This window comes from Lysobacter sp. BMK333-48F3, assembly GCF_019733395.1.
Taxonomy (GTDB): domain Bacteria; phylum Pseudomonadota; class Gammaproteobacteria; order Xanthomonadales; family Xanthomonadaceae; genus Lysobacter.
In genome coordinates this window covers 2,508,962-2,522,716 of the sequence record NZ_JAIHOO010000001.1, presented here as the reverse complement: position 1 = coordinate 2,522,716, position 13,755 = coordinate 2,508,962, and the positions used below count along the sequence as shown (strand labels likewise).

The window sequence follows — 13,755 nt, the reverse complement described above, 5'->3', positions numbered from 1 at the left end:
TCCTAAGACACATGAAACCGCGCCCGGCGCCCTGCGCCGGACCAGGCCCGGGCCAGCCCCAGGCTGGCCAGTTCGCGGGGCGGCGCTACACTCGGAAGCGGCCGACCACCCGCCGGGCGGAAAATTGCGGCCAGCTTACCGCACTCCGGCGCAAATCTCTGGAACCCCCATGCCCCAAGGAACCCTGCTGTACGCACAGTCCGGCGGCGTGACCGCCGTCATCAACGCCACCGCCGCCGCGGTCATCGAGACCGCCCGGGCCCGCAAGGTCAAGGTCCTGGCGGCCCGCAACGGCATCCTCGGCGCCCTGCGCGAGGAGCTGATCGACACCTCCAAGGAGTCGGCCGCGGCGATCCGCGCCCTCGGCCATACCCCCGGCGGGGCCTTCGGCTCCTGCCGGCTCAAGCTCAAGTCGCTGGAGGCCGACCGGGCCCGCTACGAGCGCCTGCTGGCGGTGCTGCGGGCCCACGACGTGCGCTGGTTCCTCTACAACGGCGGCAACGACTCGGCCGACACCGCGCTCAAGGTCTCGCGCCTGGCGGCCGAATTCGGCTACCCGCTGACCTGCGTCGGGGTGCCCAAGACGGTCGACAACGACCTGGCGGTGACCGACTGCTGCCCGGGCTTCGGCTCGGCCGCCAAGTACACCGCGGTGTCGGTGCGCGAGGCGGCCCTGGACGTAGCGGCGATGGCCGAGACCTCGACCAAGGTCTTCGTCTACGAGGCCATGGGCCGCCACGCCGGCTGGCTGGCCGCCGCCGCCGGCCTGGCCGGCGAGGGCCCGGACGCGGCCCCGCACCTGATCCTGTTCCCCGAGCGGCCGTTCGACGAGGCCGATTTCTTCGCCAAGGTGCAGGCCACGGTGGAACGGGTCGGCTACTGCGTGGTGGTCGCCAGCGAGGGCATCCAGACCGCCGACGGGCGCTTCGTCGCCGACGCCGGCGGCGGCAAGGACTCGTTCGGCCACACCCAGCTCGGCGGGGTCGCCTCGCACCTGGCCGGGCGGGTCAAGGACGCGCTGGGCTACAAGGTCCACTGGACCCTGCCCGACTACCTGCAGCGCTCGGCCCGCCACCTGGCCTCCAAGACCGACGTCGAGCAGGCCCGTGCGGTCGGCAAGGCCGCGGTCGAGCTGGCGCTGAAGGGCCGCAACGCGGTGATGCCGGCGATCGTGCGCACCTCGCAGGCGCCGTACCGCTGGAAGGTCGAGCCGGTCGCGCTGGACAAGGTCGCCAACCACGAGAAGAAGATGCCGGCCGGTTTCATCCGCAAGGACGGCTACGGCATCACCGCCAGCGCGCGCCGCTACCTGGAACCGCTGATCCGCGGCGAGGCGCCGCCGCCGTACGGCCGCGACGGCCTGCCCAAGTACGTAACGCTGAAGAACCTCGCGGTAAAACCCAAGCTGCCGGCCTACGAAGGCTGAGCGCGGCGCCGCTGCGGCGGCGCCAGCGCCCTTCCCCGCCGCCCCCATCAGGACCCGTTCGAATGGAATCCGGAACGTCCCGCCCGCGCCTGCCCTGGACTGCCGCCCTCGCGCTGGCGCTGATCGCCGCCCCGGCCGCGGCCGGCGACAGCTATGTGATCCACCGCGAAGGCGCCAAGCCCAAGCGCAGCCTGATCTACGCCGACACCGGCTCGGTCGAACCGGTGCTCGCGCTGGAACAGCAGACCAAGCTGCTGTTCGAACAAGGGCCCGACGCGGCCGAGGCCGCCCGCGCCGCGGCGCCGCGCAGCCTGCAACTGATCGAAGTGCGCGAACACCGCGGCGCGCCGGACAAACTGATCCACGAGTTGCAGGTCGACTGCGCGGCCGGCCGGGTGCGGGTGGTCGCCAGCGAGGCGCATCTGCGCGACGACACCCGGCGGATCCTGCCGCCCCAGGATTGGGCGCCGCCGTCCGCCGGCTGGCAGCGGCAGGCGCAACGCTTCGCCTGCGAGCCCGCGGCGCGCGACGCCGCGCACGGCATGCAGGCCCTGGCCGAACCGATCGGCCTGCTCGAAGCGGTCGACCGGACCTGGGCCGAGCAATGGCCCGACGGCCGCCGCCCGCCCTACACCGGCGAGCGCAGCGAAGCCGCGGTGCAGGTCCAGGAACAGAAGATCGACGAGGCCATGGGCCAGTTGTCGCGCAGCATGGAACGGTTGCGCAGCAGCCTGCAGGAGCAAGAGCAGGACGCCAGCGAGCAGGCCGCGCTGGCCATGCGCGAAGCCGAGCGGCGCGCGCAGACGCCGGCGCCGGCTTTGGAACAGTGGATCGAAGCGCCGGTGCAGTTGCTGGTCGGCGCCTGGGGCGAGCCCAAGGCCTATCGCGAGGAGGCCGACGCGCGTTGGCTGGACTACGTGATCGTCGCCGACGGCACGGCGCCGTCCGGGCGTTGCTCGGTGCGCTTCCTGGTCCGCGACGGCCTGGTCCGCGATTACGAAACCGGCGGCTCGACCGCGTACTGCCGACAGGCGCAACTGCCGCCGGGACCGAACCCATGACACCGGGCGCTGCCACCGCGGCGGCGGCACCGGCAGCGCCTGCGCACGCGGCGCTGCGGCCCTGGATCGAAGGCGTCTGGTCCTGCGCGCGCCCGGAGCGGACCGCAGCGGCCGCGCGCGAGCACTCGCTGCCCAGCGGCGCGATGCACCTGGTGGTGCGGCTGGACGGGCCGCCTTTGCGCCTGTACGCCGACGCCGCCGACCGCCGCGGCCGCGCATTCGGCCCAGCGACCCTGGCCGGCGTGCGCAGCGGATACTGCATCAAGGACCTGTCGCAACCGGCGGCCTCGGTCGGCGCGGTGCTGCGCCCGGGCGCGGCGATGGCCTTGTTCGGCGTATCGGCGGCCGAGTTGGCCGGCCAGCACGTCGACTTGCAGGACCTGTGCGGCGCGCCGGCGCAGGCCTTGTATCAGCGCCTTTCCGCCTGCGCCGATCCCGAGCGCCGCCGCGTCGTGTTCGAGCGCTTCCTGCTCGAACGCCTGCGCCCGTTGCGCCGGCTCGACCCGCAGATCGCCCTGGCCGCGCAGCGTCTGCAGCGCGAACCGGCGGCGGTGGCGGCGATGGCCGCCGGCAGCGGATCCAGCCACCGCCATTTCATCGCCGGTTTCCGCGACGCCACCGGCCTGTCGCCGAAGCGCTACGCGCGGGTGCAGCGCTTCCGCCGCCTGCTGGAACGCTTGCGCGCCCTGCCCGCTCCCGACTGGGCCGACCTGGCCCTGGCCACGGGCTATGCCGACCAGTCGCATCTGATCCGCGAGTTCCGCGAGTTCGCCGGGGTCAGCCCGGGCCGCTATCTCGCCGCCGGCGTGCGCTCGCCGCATCACCTGCCGGTCGACTGAACCGGGCGGGGCCCGGATCGGTGCGTCCCGTCCCGGTCAATTTCGTCCAATCCGGCCGCCTCGCCCGGCCGCATGCTGTGCGCACCGTTTGTCCCACCCGCTTCCGCCACCGGAGTCCGCCATGGCCGTGCACGAACTGTTCCCCTACCTTTGCGTCGCCGACGCGCGCGCCGCGATCGCGTTCTACGGCCATGCGTTCGGCGCGACCGAGAAGTTCCGCCTGGTCGAGCCGGGCGGCCGGGTCGGCCACGTCGAGCTGGATTTCGCCGGCACCACCTTGATGCTGTGCGAAGAGTTCCCGGAAATCGACGTGCGCCGGCCCGATCCCGCGCGCGGCCACAGCCACAGCCTGCACCTGCACGTCGACGACGCCGACGAAGTGATCGCGCGCGCGGTCGCCGCCGGCGCGCGCCTGGCGATGGCGCCGCGCGACCATTTCTACGGCGAGCGCTCCGGCACCGTGATCGACCCGTTCGGCCACCGCTGGAACATCGGCCACAGCATCGAACAGGTGACGCCGGAGGAAATGCAGCGCCGCTACGAGGACGCGCCGGGCTGCTGAGCCGCGCTGCGGCGGACGCCGGTCCGGCGTCCGTTCAGGCGCGCGCCGTCGGCGACGGAACCATGACAAGGTGTGCGCTGCGTCCGAGCTTCGGCGCACAGGCGCATACGACGGTCTCAAAACCCGTTGATTCGACTCGGCGATTGCGGCAATCTGCCGGCGCGCGCGTTCATGCGAATCGACGGCGGAACGCACGGATGCCGTTTCGACATACAAGGAGGCCTTCGTGAAAGGCAAGTTGCTGACGCTGTTCGCCCTGTTGCTTCCCTCCGCTTCGGCCCTGGCCGGCCAGTGCGAGGACAACTTCACCAAATCCGGCAACCCGCTCAAGGGCACCGAGTATTCCACCACGCTGAAAGTGCCCGGCCTGGCCGTGCCCAGCGCGATCGCGCAGATGCACAACATCGCGATCGAAGACGGCATGAACATCATCGACGAGAGCGTCGACGCCGGCTCGATGCTGCTGGAAGTCAGCCCGAACGTCGCCCACCGCGGCCTGCAGGTCTATTTCACCGCCGCCGCGGGCGGCGAGACCAAGATGCTGCTCAAGACCCGCCGCGGCTCGCTGGCCAGCGCGGACTCGATCAAGACCTCGATGTGCAAGATGCTGTACCAGCTCAAGGCCGGCAAGGCGCCGGTCACCAAGAGCGCCAGCAACGTCAAGCCGATCGCGATTTCGGCGATCAAGCTCGGCGACCAGGTCACTCAGACCCTGGACGACAACGCCGGCCTGATCGACTCGCGCTTCAAGGGCAAGACTTACCGCATCAGCGGTTATTTCCTCGGCTCGGACTCCAGCAGCAGCGGCATGGACGTGTTCTACGACATGACGCCATCGCTCCTGCCGGGCTTCGTCGCCAGCGAGTCGGACAAGATCATCTTCACCCGGGTGATGTGCCGCATGGCCAAGGACCAGCGCGGCTATGCACTGGGCTTGCGCAAGGGCGACAAGCTGGATCTGATCGGCACCTTCGCCGATTACCAGCCCAGCAACCGCGCCGTGATCATCAGCAACTGCCGCACGGCCAAGTAAGCCGCGCCGACCGCCGCAACGCAAAGGGGCCGCATTCGCGGCCCCTTTCGTTTTTCCGCCGGCGCGACGCGCTCAGGAACCGCAGGCCTGGCCTTCGACCTTCATCGACGCGGCGAACATCGGGATCGCCGCCAGTTGGGCGGCGCTGGCCTTCTGCTTTTCGTCCTGCAGGTACAGGCGCGAACGGCCCTGCGCGTCCAACTGCGGCGGCGCCGCCGCGGCCGGCTTGCGCCAGATCCGCAGCACCGCCTGCTGCTGCGGGCAGGCCGCGTTCGGCACCCGGATCAGGTCGTTGAACTTCCAGCCCGCCTGCTCCGACGGCTGCGCCTTGGCCGCATCGACGAAACGCGCGCGCGGCTGGCAATTGGGGCTGGTGCGCACGACCGCGAATTTGTAGGGCTCGGCCGCCTGGCCGGTGAACAGGCCCTCGATGCGCGCGCAGGCTTCAGGGATCTGGCGCAGCGTGTGCACCCGGCCCGCCGCCTGCGCCGGCACCGGCGCGCGCTTGATTTCGGGGGTCGGCTCGCTGGCGGCATGGGCGCCGCCGGCCAGGCCGGTGCACAGCAGGGAAGCGATCAGGACGCGTCGCATCGTCGGCTCCGTTCGGTTCAGGCCGGCAGACTGGCACGCAGCGGCTGAACCGGTCCCGGCCGCCCCGGCACGCCCGTCCGGCATGCCTATCCGGGCGTGGATGCTGCGCTGCCGGCCGCGCTCGCTCCCCGCGCATGGGCCGTGGCCGCGGCGAACCGAGCCCGAGCCTCGTCTGAACGGTTCCGCCAGGACACGACCCGGCGCGGCATGACCGCTGGCGACGCAGGCCCGGGCCGCGACACCACCGCCCGCGCGCACCGCGAGTGCATCGGCACATTAGTTCCGCTCGAGCAGGTCCCGGCCGCGCTTACGCGCGCGGTCGCGGGCCCGCGCATGCAGCGTCCGCATCCGTGCGCCGCGCGACCGATCCGTGACTGGGGTCGCAGCCGCTTGCGGGCGCGCGGCGAAGGCCTGCGCGCAGCGAGGTTTCGCCCTACCGGCCCCTATGCGATAGTCGCGAAGACGCCGTGTCCGCAACACGGCGTCGCTGCAATGCAGCACCTGCAGCGCACGACGCGATCCGCGGAATCGCCCCACGCGCAGCCCGCGGCAAAACCGATCGACCTGTTGTCCTGTGATGTCCACTTCTACTTTCGGGGAGGGGTTCATGCTGGAGCAGTACGGTTTGACCTTGGCGCTGGGCTGCGCCGTCATCGCGATCCTTTACGGTATCGTCTCCGCGCGCTGGATCAGCGCACAACCCGCCGGCAACGAACGCATGCAGGAGATCGCCGGCGCGATCCAGGAAGGCGCACGCGCCTATCTCAACCGCCAATACACCACCATCGCCGTCGCCGGCGCGGTGTTGTTCGTGGTGATCGGACTGTTCCTCAACTGGCCGACCGCGATCGGCTTCCTGCTCGGCGCGGTGCTGTCCGGCGCGGCGGGCTATATCGGCATGAACGTGTCGGTGCGCGCCAACGTGCGCACCGCCGAAGCGGCGCGCCGCGGCATGGGCCCGGCGATGGACGTGGCGTTCCGCGGCGGCGCGATCACCGGCATGCTGGTGGTCGGCCTCGGCCTGCTCGGCGTCGCCGGCTACTACGCCGCGCTCGGCCACTTCGGCATTCTCGGCGAAAAGGCGCTGCACGCGCTGGTCGGGCTGGCCTTCGGCTCGTCGCTGATCTCGATCTTCGCCCGTCTCGGCGGCGGCATCTTCACCAAGGGCGCCGACGTCGGCGCCGACCTGGTCGGCAAGGTCGAGGCCGGCATTCCCGAGGACGATCCACGCAATCCGGCGGTGATCGCCGACAACGTCGGCGACAACGTCGGCGACTGCGCCGGCATGGCCGCCGACCTGTTCGAGACCTATGCGGTCACGGTGATCGCGACCATGCTGCTGGGCGGGCTGATGGCCGGCGACGTCGGCGGCCACGGCGTGCTGTATCCGCTGGTGCTCGGCGGGGTGTCGATCATCGCCTCGATCATCGGCGCCTTCTTCGTCAAGGTTAAGGCGGGCGGCTCGATCATGGGCGCGCTGTACAAGGGCGTGATCGTCTCGGCGGTGCTGGCGGCGATCGCGTTCTACCCGATCACCACCGAGCTGATGCGCGACGCCAGCCACGGCGCGCTCAACCTGTACTTCTGCGCCCTGATCGGCCTGGTCCTGACCGGCGCCATCGTCTGGATCACCGAGTACTACACCGGCACCCAGTACGGCCCGGTCAAGCACGTCGCCGCCGCATCGACCACCGGCCACGGCACCAACATCATCGCCGGCCTGGGCGTGTCGATGAAGTCGACCGCGCTGCCGGTGATCGCGGTGTGCGTGGCGATCTACGCCGCCTACGCGCTGGGCGGCCTGTACGGCATCGCCATCGCCGCGACCTCGATGCTGTCGATGGCGGGCATGATCGTCGCGCTCGACGCCTACGGCCCGATCACCGACAACGCCGGCGGCATCGCCGAGATGGCCGAGCTGCCCTCCGACGTGCGCGACGTGACCGATCCGCTGGACGCGGTCGGCAACACCACCAAGGCGGTGACCAAGGGCTATGCGATCGGCTCGGCGGCGCTGGCCGCGCTGGTGCTGTTCGCCGACTACACCCACAACCTGCAGACCGCGCATCCCGGCCACACTTTCTCGTTCGACCTGTCCGACCACATGGTGATCATCGGCCTGCTGATCGGCGGCCTGATCCCTTACCTGTTCGGCGCGATGGCGATGGAAGCGGTGGGTCGCGCCGCCGGCGCGGTGGTCGAGGAAGTGCGGCGCCAGTTCCGCGACATCGCCGGGATCATGGAAGGCACCGGCAAACCGCAGTACGACAAGGCCGTCGACATGCTGACCAAGTCGGCGATCAAGGAAATGATCGTGCCCTCGCTGCTGCCGGTGGCGGTGCCGGTGGTGGTCGGCCTGCTGCTCGGGCCCAAGGCGCTGGGCGGCCTGCTGATCGGCACCATCGTCACCGGCCTGTTCGTCGCCATTTCCATGACCACCGGCGGCGGCGCCTGGGACAACGCCAAGAAGTACATCGAGGACGGCCACCACGGCGGCAAGGGCTCGGACGCGCACAAGGCCGCGGTCACCGGCGACACCGTCGGCGACCCGTACAAGGACACCGCCGGGCCGGCGATCAACCCCTTGATCAAGATCATCAACATCGTCGCGTTGTTGCTGGTGCCCTTGCTGCCGGTGGCCGGCGCCGCCGGCGACGCGGCCCCGGCCACTCATGGCACCAGTTCGGCCATGGCCGCCGCACCGGCCTCCGGCGAACCCGAGTCGATGCTGGACGATGCCGAATTCGCCGAGGCCGCGGCGGCATCCGCCGCCACGACGGGCACCGATGCGGGCAGCACCGGGCCGGCCAAGGCCAAGCTCTACTTCGACGTGGGTTCGGCGACGCCGCCGGCCGATGCCGCCGCCGAATTGGCCGGCGTGGCCGCCGCGCTCAAGGCCGAGCCCGAACGCAAGGCGCGCATCTCCGGCTTCCACGACACCTCCGGCAGCGCCGCGACCAATGCCGAGCTGGCCAAGCAACGCGCGCAGGCGGTGCAGGCCTGGCTGGAAAGCCAGGGCATCGCCGCCGAGCGGATCGAGTTGGACAAGCCGGCGGTCACCACCGGCAGCGGCGACGCGCGCGAGGCGCGCCGGGTCGAGGTGGCGGTCGAGTAAGGCTCGTTCGCTGCAACGACGACGACGGCGGCTGCGGCCGCCGTCGTCGTTTGCGCAAGGCAGAAGCCGGAGCGGCCGATCGCCGAGCGGTGCCGGTTACCCGTTCCTCTCCGCCCGTCGCTCGCTTGCGAACCGCGCCGTCGCCAGGTCGAACCACGGCGTGCACAAGCGCTGCTGGCTCTGCGCCAACGCGAACGAAGCGCGCCAGAGCTCGATCTCGCCGACCCGTTGCGGCGCGCTGAAGCGCTGCTCGTCGAAGCCGGCCACGCCCAGGCACCAGCGCAGGCGCCGCGGCGTCTGCAGGCCGGGCAAGGCGAACTCGAACTGCGCCGCCGACTCGGCGCCCGGCGCCAACCGGCGCGCCAGCGGCGTCGGCGGCGATACCGGCGCCGGATGCGGCAAGGGCAAGGCGACATGGCTCAATACCAGGTCGTCGCCGAGGGTCTGCACCGTCGGCTCGGCGATCGCTCCCAAGGGCAGGCGGCCGCTGGCGACGGCATGGCGATCGCCGCGGTCGAACACCGCCAGCGGCGCCGGGCCGGTATTGCGCAGGCGGTAGTCGACCCGCAGGGTGCGCCGGACCGGGTCGAAGACGAAGCCGGCGTGCAGGCGCACGCCTTCGCCGGCAATCTCGGTGCCGGCCTCGCTGCGGGGAGTCCCAGTGCTGACGGTGGATGCGCTCACGGCGGCGACGGGCTCCTGGGCGTGGGCGGCGGCCACGCTGGCGGTGGCACAGACGGCCCATGCCGCGTAGCGGGCGAACCGGCGAATGGTGCGGGATGGTGACATGGCCTCTCCACAAGCGCTGCGGGCCCTGCGCGGCGGGACCCGGCGAGCATCGCCCGCCGGCCCTTAACCTCGGGCCAGCGAGCCGCTGCCGGCCGACGACGGCGGGACCTCCCGCCATCGCGGCGATCCCGCCCCACTCGCGGCCGCAAACCGAGCTCGGCCGCGCCCGCTCGGGCCGCTACCCGGCGCGCCGATCGAGCCTAGTCGAGCTCAATTGAGCTCAATTGAGCTCATTGGGACCCGGCTCAGAGCGTATAGCTCGGGCGGTCGGGCAGGCCGAGTTCGCCGCGCAACCCGTTCTCGGTCAGATGATCGGGATTGGTCGTGGTCTTGGGGGTGCTCGCATCGCGGTCGAAATCGTAGGCCGGCGCGCTGGTCTCCAGGCCCACCGCCTGGCGCTCGGCGTTCGGCACCTGGCCGCTGTCCGGGCCGCTGCCCTGGTAGGTGCCTTGCTGGAAGGTGCCGGTCACGCCGTTATAGGCGTGCGACATCTCGTGGTAGAGCACCACCGCCGGGGCCGGGAACGCGTCCATGTGGAAGGACGGGTTGTAGCTGATCTGCACGTCGCCGCCCGCGCCGGGCTTGCCGGCGACGATGTCGGCGTCGTTGCTGAAGGTCTGGGCGTAGCCGTTCTGCTCGTTGGCCAGTTCCTTGATCGTGACCGTGTTGCCGCGCGCGGCGGCGCGGTCGAACTCGGCCAGCATGCGCTGGCCGTTCGGCGAGCTGCGCAGGAAGTCGATTTCGGCGCCGACACGCTGCTTGAACGCGTCCGAGCCTTCGATGCTGACGCCCTTGGCCGCGCCGATCTCGACGTTGATCACGGTGTTGCGCGCGCCGCTGGCGGCGTTGATCAGGTCGACCGCGCGCTGGGCGTAAACGGTGTCGTTGCCGGCCTGGTTGTCGACCGTATCGCGGCCGTCGCCGGTGTAGACCGCGTCGTCGCCGTCGCCGCCGCGCAAGCTGTCGTCGTCGAGCCCGCCGGACAGCATGTCCTTGCCGGCGTCGCCGGCCAGCGCGTCGTTGCCGCGGCCGCCCTCGAGGAAATCCACGCCGTCGCCGCCGTGCAGTTGGTCCGCGCCGTCGCCGCCGTAGACCACGTCGTCGCCGGCACCCGCTTCCAGACGGTCGGCGCCGGCATTGCCGAACAGGTCGTCGCGGCCATCGCCGCCGGCGATCGTGTCGTCGCCCAGGCCGGCATCGATGCGGTCGTTGCCCGCCCCGGTGGCGATCGTATCGTCGCCGTCGCCGGCCTCGACCACCAGGTTGACCTTGACGTTGGGCGCGACCTCGATGGTGTCGTCGCCGGCGCCGCTGCGGATAGTGAGTTCCTGGTTCTCGGCCAGGCGCAGTTCGTAGCGCTCGCCGTTGACGGCGACGTCGAGGGTGCCGTCGTCGCGCTGGGTGACGCGCACCTGATCGTTCTTGGCCCCGGTGCTGAGCACGACCTGATCGGTACTGACGTAGCTGCGGCCGAGGCCGGCGTCGGCCAGGGTGCGCTCGCGCGCGATCTCGACTTCGCCGCCGCGGTGCAACGGGTCGATCTGCACGGTCTTGCCGTCCGCGGTCCGGCCCTCGCTGCGCTGCTGCGGGTTGGTCGCGTTGCCGTCGATCGCGACCGCCTCGTCCGCGCCCGCTTCGGCCATCGTCGGTGCGGCAGCCGGCGCGGTCTCGGCCAGCGGCGCTTGGTCGTGCCGGGCGGCCTCGCCGGAGGCGGTCGGGTCCCAGTAGGCCTGGGTCAGGCTGGGCGCGGTCGCGGAGCGGGCATCGAGCGTTACGGACATGGCGGGCGAACCTGCTGGACGGAATCGACGCCCATGGATACGCACCGGTATGGCCGCGGCCAAGCTAGGGCGTACCCCACGCTAGGGTCGTCCCCAGGCGGCGCGGCCCGGCTGCAGGCGGGCCCGCTGCCGGCTCGGTTGCCGGCGCCGCGGCCTGCAGCGATCGCTCAGCGCACTTCCAGCTCGTAGATCCGGGTGGCCGGGTCGGCCGGGTCCTGCGCCGGCTGGTCGACCTGCATACGCACATAGCGCGCCCAGGCCGGCGCGATGACGTGCCTGCGCACGCTGTCGCGGTTGTCGCGCACCTGCGCCACCGGTCGCCAGTGCGCGCCGTCGTCGGACAGCGAAAGCGTGTAGGCGCGGGTGTTCATCGCTTCCGGCTCGCCGCCGGCGCCGGCGTGCTTGAGCACGAACTCGCGCACCTGCCGGCGCGATTGCAGGTCCACCTGCAGCCACCCGGGCCGTTGCAGAGTGCAGAACTTGTGCTCGGTCTTGCTGCTGAGCCGGCCGTCGAAGGCCTTGCCGGCTTCCTCGCCGGGCTTGCAGATCGGCGAGCCGGTGGCCGGCCGGCGCAAGGCCAGGTTGTCCGCCGCCGGCAGCGGCGGCGCGGCCGCCAGCGCCAGCCAGGCCAGCATCGCCGCGAACCCGCGCTTCATGCCGCCCCCTGCTGCTGCGCCAGCCATTCGCGCTTGCTCTGCAGCGCGGTCTTGTAACGGCCGTCGTGGCTCCAGCCCGGCGGCATCGCCAGGTACAGCAGCTTGTTGCGCCACCCCGGCGCCGCGAGCACATCGCGCAGCAGCACCTGGAATTCGCCCAGATAGGCATCCAGGAAGCTGCCGGGCCGGACCGGCCGGGTGATGCCGTACTCGATCCGGATGTCCTCGCGCTGCGCCTGGTAGGTGCCGAACGCGCGGTCCCAGACGTTGAGCAGATTGCAGAAGTTGGTGTCCATGTACAGCGGATTGCGCGCGTGGTGCACGCGGTGGTGCGCGGGCGTCAGGATCCAGCGGTGCAGCCGGCCCAGCCGGCCGTCGCCCAGCGCATGCTCGCCCAAGTGGATGAACTGCCCCCACAGCCCGTCGATGAACATGATCAACAGCAGCAGCGGAGGACTGACCCCGGCGAGGATGCAGATCGTGGTGCGGACGATGTCGGCGTACGGCGCCTCCAGGAACAGATGGGCGTAGTTCACCGACAGGTTCATCGCGGTCGGCGCATGGTGGGTCGAATGCAGGCACCACAGCAGCCGCACCTTGTGGGCGAGGTAGTGATAGACGAAGTGGGCGAACTCCCAGACCAGGTAGCCGTAGATCAGCCCGAGCGGGCCGATTTCGGCCTGGAACGGCGCGTACGGCTGGAACAGCGCGATGCAGGCGGCGACCATGCCGAAGCTCAGCACCGCGCCGATCAGGCGGTTGGCGACCAGGGTCAGGAACGGGACGCGGTAGTCCTCAAGCTTGAACCGGCGCCGGGCGATGGTGCGCAACAGTTCGTACACCAGCAGGATCGGGATCACCGGGTACAACAGGGCCTTGGCGCCGTCGGCGCTGAGCAGGGCGCGGTAGCCGTCGGCGGCCAGCAATTCCAGCAGCGCCCCCAGGCCGAAGAAGCCGACCAGCTCGTGCAGCGCCTGCGCTCCCCAATCCATCGCGATTCCCCGGATTTAGATCGATCCATACGGTATAGCCAGAGCGCTGGGCGGGCTCAAGTCCGGCATCGTGCGGGCTGCCTGCAGGCATTGGACGGGCGTTTGCCCGGTTTGGACGGCGCCGCGCCGCCGGCGCCGCCTATCGCAGCGGAGCGGTCCGCTGGGCGGCCGATCGGCGCCGTAGCGCGCCGCTTCGCCGCCGTTCGACGATTACGCCGAAACCGACGCGTTCCCGGGCCGGCCCCCTGCCCGGCCCGGCCCCTGCTGCATCGCAACACCCGGGCGCGTAGAATGCCCCACCCTTTCTTTTCATCACCGTGCCCGCCGCCCCCGCCGCGGGCCCGCCAGGAGTCGGAACACAATGGGTCTGGATCACGTTTCCACCGGCAAGAATCCGCCGCACGAAATCAACGTCATCATCGAAATCCCGAAGGACGCCGAGCCGGTGAAGTACGAGGTCGACAAGGCCTCGGGCGCGATCTTCGTCGATCGCATCCTCTCGACCCCGATGCGTTACCCCTGCAACTACGGCTACGTCCCGCACACCGTCTGCGGCGACGGCGATCCGGCCGACGTGCTGGTGATCCTGCCGCTGCCGCTGATCCCCGGCTCGGTGATCCGCTGCCGTCCGGTCGGCGTGCTGAAGATGTCCGACGAAGCCGGCAGCGACGAGAAGCTGCTGGCGGTGCCGATCGACAAGGTGTTCGCCGGCTACAGCCACATCCACGACATCGACCAGGTCAGCCCGCACTGGCTGGAGCGCATCGGCCACTTCTTCGAGCACTACAAGGACCTGGAGAAGGGCAAGTGGGTCAAGCTCGACGGCTGGGGCAACGCCGACGAGGCCAAGAAGATCCTGGTCGAGGCGATCGAGCGCTACGCGGCCGAGGAAGACAAGCCCAAGTTCTGA

General features: G+C 70.8%; 12 protein-coding genes and 1 pseudogene. 8 read left to right on the top strand and 5 right to left on the bottom strand.

Annotation, left to right across the window (positions count from 1 at the left end; all coding sequences use genetic code 11):
• The first annotated feature begins 169 nt into the window (after positions 1 to 169).
• The 5 genes from K4L06_RS10720 (at position 170) to K4L06_RS10700 (ending at position 4,921) form a co-directional block, all read left to right on the top strand.
• Positions 170 to 1,426 carry a 6-phosphofructokinase gene (locus K4L06_RS10720; RefSeq protein WP_221671378.1) on the top strand — a complete coding sequence of 419 codons (1,257 nt, stop codon included), beginning with the start codon at positions 170 to 172 and terminating at the stop codon, positions 1,424 to 1,426.
• Between the two features lie 62 nt (positions 1,427 to 1,488).
• The gene (locus K4L06_RS10715) at positions 1,489 to 2,487 is read left to right on the top strand and encodes a hypothetical protein (protein ID WP_221671377.1); all 999 of its coding nucleotides are present in this window, start codon (positions 1,489 to 1,491) and stop codon (positions 2,485 to 2,487) included.
• Positions 2,484 to 3,326: a helix-turn-helix domain-containing protein gene (locus K4L06_RS10710; protein WP_221671376.1), complete on the top strand. Its 843-nt coding sequence runs from the start codon at positions 2,484 to 2,486 to the stop codon at positions 3,324 to 3,326. The genes K4L06_RS10715 and K4L06_RS10710 overlap by 4 nt, the downstream gene beginning before the upstream one ends.
• A gap of 121 nt (positions 3,327 to 3,447) precedes the next feature.
• Positions 3,448 to 3,888, top strand: a complete 441-nt coding sequence (locus K4L06_RS10705; protein ID WP_221671375.1) for a VOC family protein — start codon at positions 3,448 to 3,450, stop codon at positions 3,886 to 3,888.
• A 226-nt stretch (positions 3,889 to 4,114) separates the two neighbouring features.
• Positions 4,115 to 4,921 (top strand): hypothetical protein, encoded by an 807-nt coding sequence (locus tag K4L06_RS10700; RefSeq protein WP_221671374.1) that lies wholly within the window; start codon positions 4,115 to 4,117, stop codon positions 4,919 to 4,921.
• A 72-nt stretch (positions 4,922 to 4,993) separates the two neighbouring features.
• On the opposite strand, the gene K4L06_RS10695 is transcribed toward K4L06_RS10700, so the two are convergent.
• Positions 4,994 to 5,512 (bottom strand): hypothetical protein, encoded by a 519-nt coding sequence (locus K4L06_RS10695; protein WP_221671373.1) that lies wholly within the window; start codon positions 5,510 to 5,512, stop codon positions 4,994 to 4,996.
• A gap of 607 nt (positions 5,513 to 6,119) precedes the next feature.
• Here K4L06_RS10695 and K4L06_RS10690 point away from each other — a divergent pair.
• Positions 6,120 to 8,144: pseudogene (locus tag K4L06_RS10690) on the top strand (sodium-translocating pyrophosphatase); the annotation flags it as partial.
• A 57-nt stretch (positions 8,145 to 8,201) separates the two neighbouring features.
• The gene (locus K4L06_RS22595) at positions 8,202 to 8,627 is read left to right on the top strand and encodes an OmpA family protein (RefSeq protein ID WP_343225815.1); all 426 of its coding nucleotides are present in this window, start codon (positions 8,202 to 8,204) and stop codon (positions 8,625 to 8,627) included.
• A gap of 96 nt (positions 8,628 to 8,723) precedes the next feature.
• Here the strand turns inward: K4L06_RS22595 and K4L06_RS10685 are convergent, their stop codons facing one another.
• The 4 genes from K4L06_RS10685 to K4L06_RS10670 form a co-directional block, all read right to left on the bottom strand.
• On the bottom strand, positions 8,724 to 9,311 hold the full coding sequence (locus K4L06_RS10685; protein WP_221671371.1) for a hypothetical protein: 588 nt from the start codon (positions 9,309 to 9,311) through the stop codon (positions 8,724 to 8,726).
• A 350-nt stretch (positions 9,312 to 9,661) separates the two neighbouring features.
• A complete protein-coding gene (locus K4L06_RS10680) occupies positions 9,662 to 11,197 on the bottom strand; it encodes a M91 family zinc metallopeptidase (RefSeq protein WP_221671370.1) in 1,536 nt (511 codons plus the stop codon).
• A 167-nt stretch (positions 11,198 to 11,364) separates the two neighbouring features.
• A complete protein-coding gene (locus tag K4L06_RS10675; protein ID WP_221671369.1) occupies positions 11,365 to 11,853 on the bottom strand; it encodes a discoidin domain-containing protein in 489 nt (162 codons plus the stop codon).
• On the bottom strand, positions 11,850 to 12,845 hold the full coding sequence (locus K4L06_RS10670) for a sterol desaturase family protein (protein ID WP_221671368.1): 996 nt from the start codon (positions 12,843 to 12,845) through the stop codon (positions 11,850 to 11,852). Before K4L06_RS10670 ends, K4L06_RS10675 begins: the two co-directional genes overlap by 4 nt.
• 361 nt (positions 12,846 to 13,206) lie before the next feature.
• Here K4L06_RS10670 and ppa point away from each other — a divergent pair, with 361 nt between their 5' ends.
• On the top strand, positions 13,207 to 13,755 hold the full coding sequence (gene ppa / locus K4L06_RS10665; RefSeq protein WP_221671367.1) for an inorganic diphosphatase: 549 nt from the start codon (positions 13,207 to 13,209) through the stop codon (positions 13,753 to 13,755).

Excerpts from the sequence above, each read along its gene's own strand:
- K4L06_RS10705 (WP_221671375.1), top strand. The coding sequence starts at position 3,448 with ATGGCCGTGCACGAACTGTTCCCCTACCTTTGCGTCGCCGACGCGCGC.
- K4L06_RS10715 (WP_221671377.1), top strand. The coding sequence starts at position 1,489 with ATGGAATCCGGAACGTCCCGCCCGCGCCTGCCCTGGACTGCCGCCCTC.
- K4L06_RS10670 (WP_221671368.1), bottom strand. The coding sequence starts at position 12,845 with ATGGATTGGGGAGCGCAGGCGCTGCACGAGCTGGTCGGCTTCTTCGGC.
- K4L06_RS22595 (WP_343225815.1), top strand. The coding sequence starts at position 8,202 with ATGGCCGCCGCACCGGCCTCCGGCGAACCCGAGTCGATGCTGGACGAT.
- K4L06_RS10720 (WP_221671378.1), top strand. The coding sequence starts at position 170 with ATGCCCCAAGGAACCCTGCTGTACGCACAGTCCGGCGGCGTGACCGCC.
- ppa (WP_221671367.1), top strand. The coding sequence starts at position 13,207 with ATGGGTCTGGATCACGTTTCCACCGGCAAGAATCCGCCGCACGAAATC.
- K4L06_RS10675 (WP_221671369.1), bottom strand. The coding sequence starts at position 11,853 with ATGAAGCGCGGGTTCGCGGCGATGCTGGCCTGGCTGGCGCTGGCGGCC.
- K4L06_RS10695 (WP_221671373.1), bottom strand. The coding sequence starts at position 5,512 with ATGCGACGCGTCCTGATCGCTTCCCTGCTGTGCACCGGCCTGGCCGGC.
- K4L06_RS10710 (WP_221671376.1), top strand. The coding sequence starts at position 2,484 with ATGACACCGGGCGCTGCCACCGCGGCGGCGGCACCGGCAGCGCCTGCG.
- K4L06_RS10680 (WP_221671370.1), bottom strand. The coding sequence starts at position 11,197 with ATGTCCGTAACGCTCGATGCCCGCTCCGCGACCGCGCCCAGCCTGACC.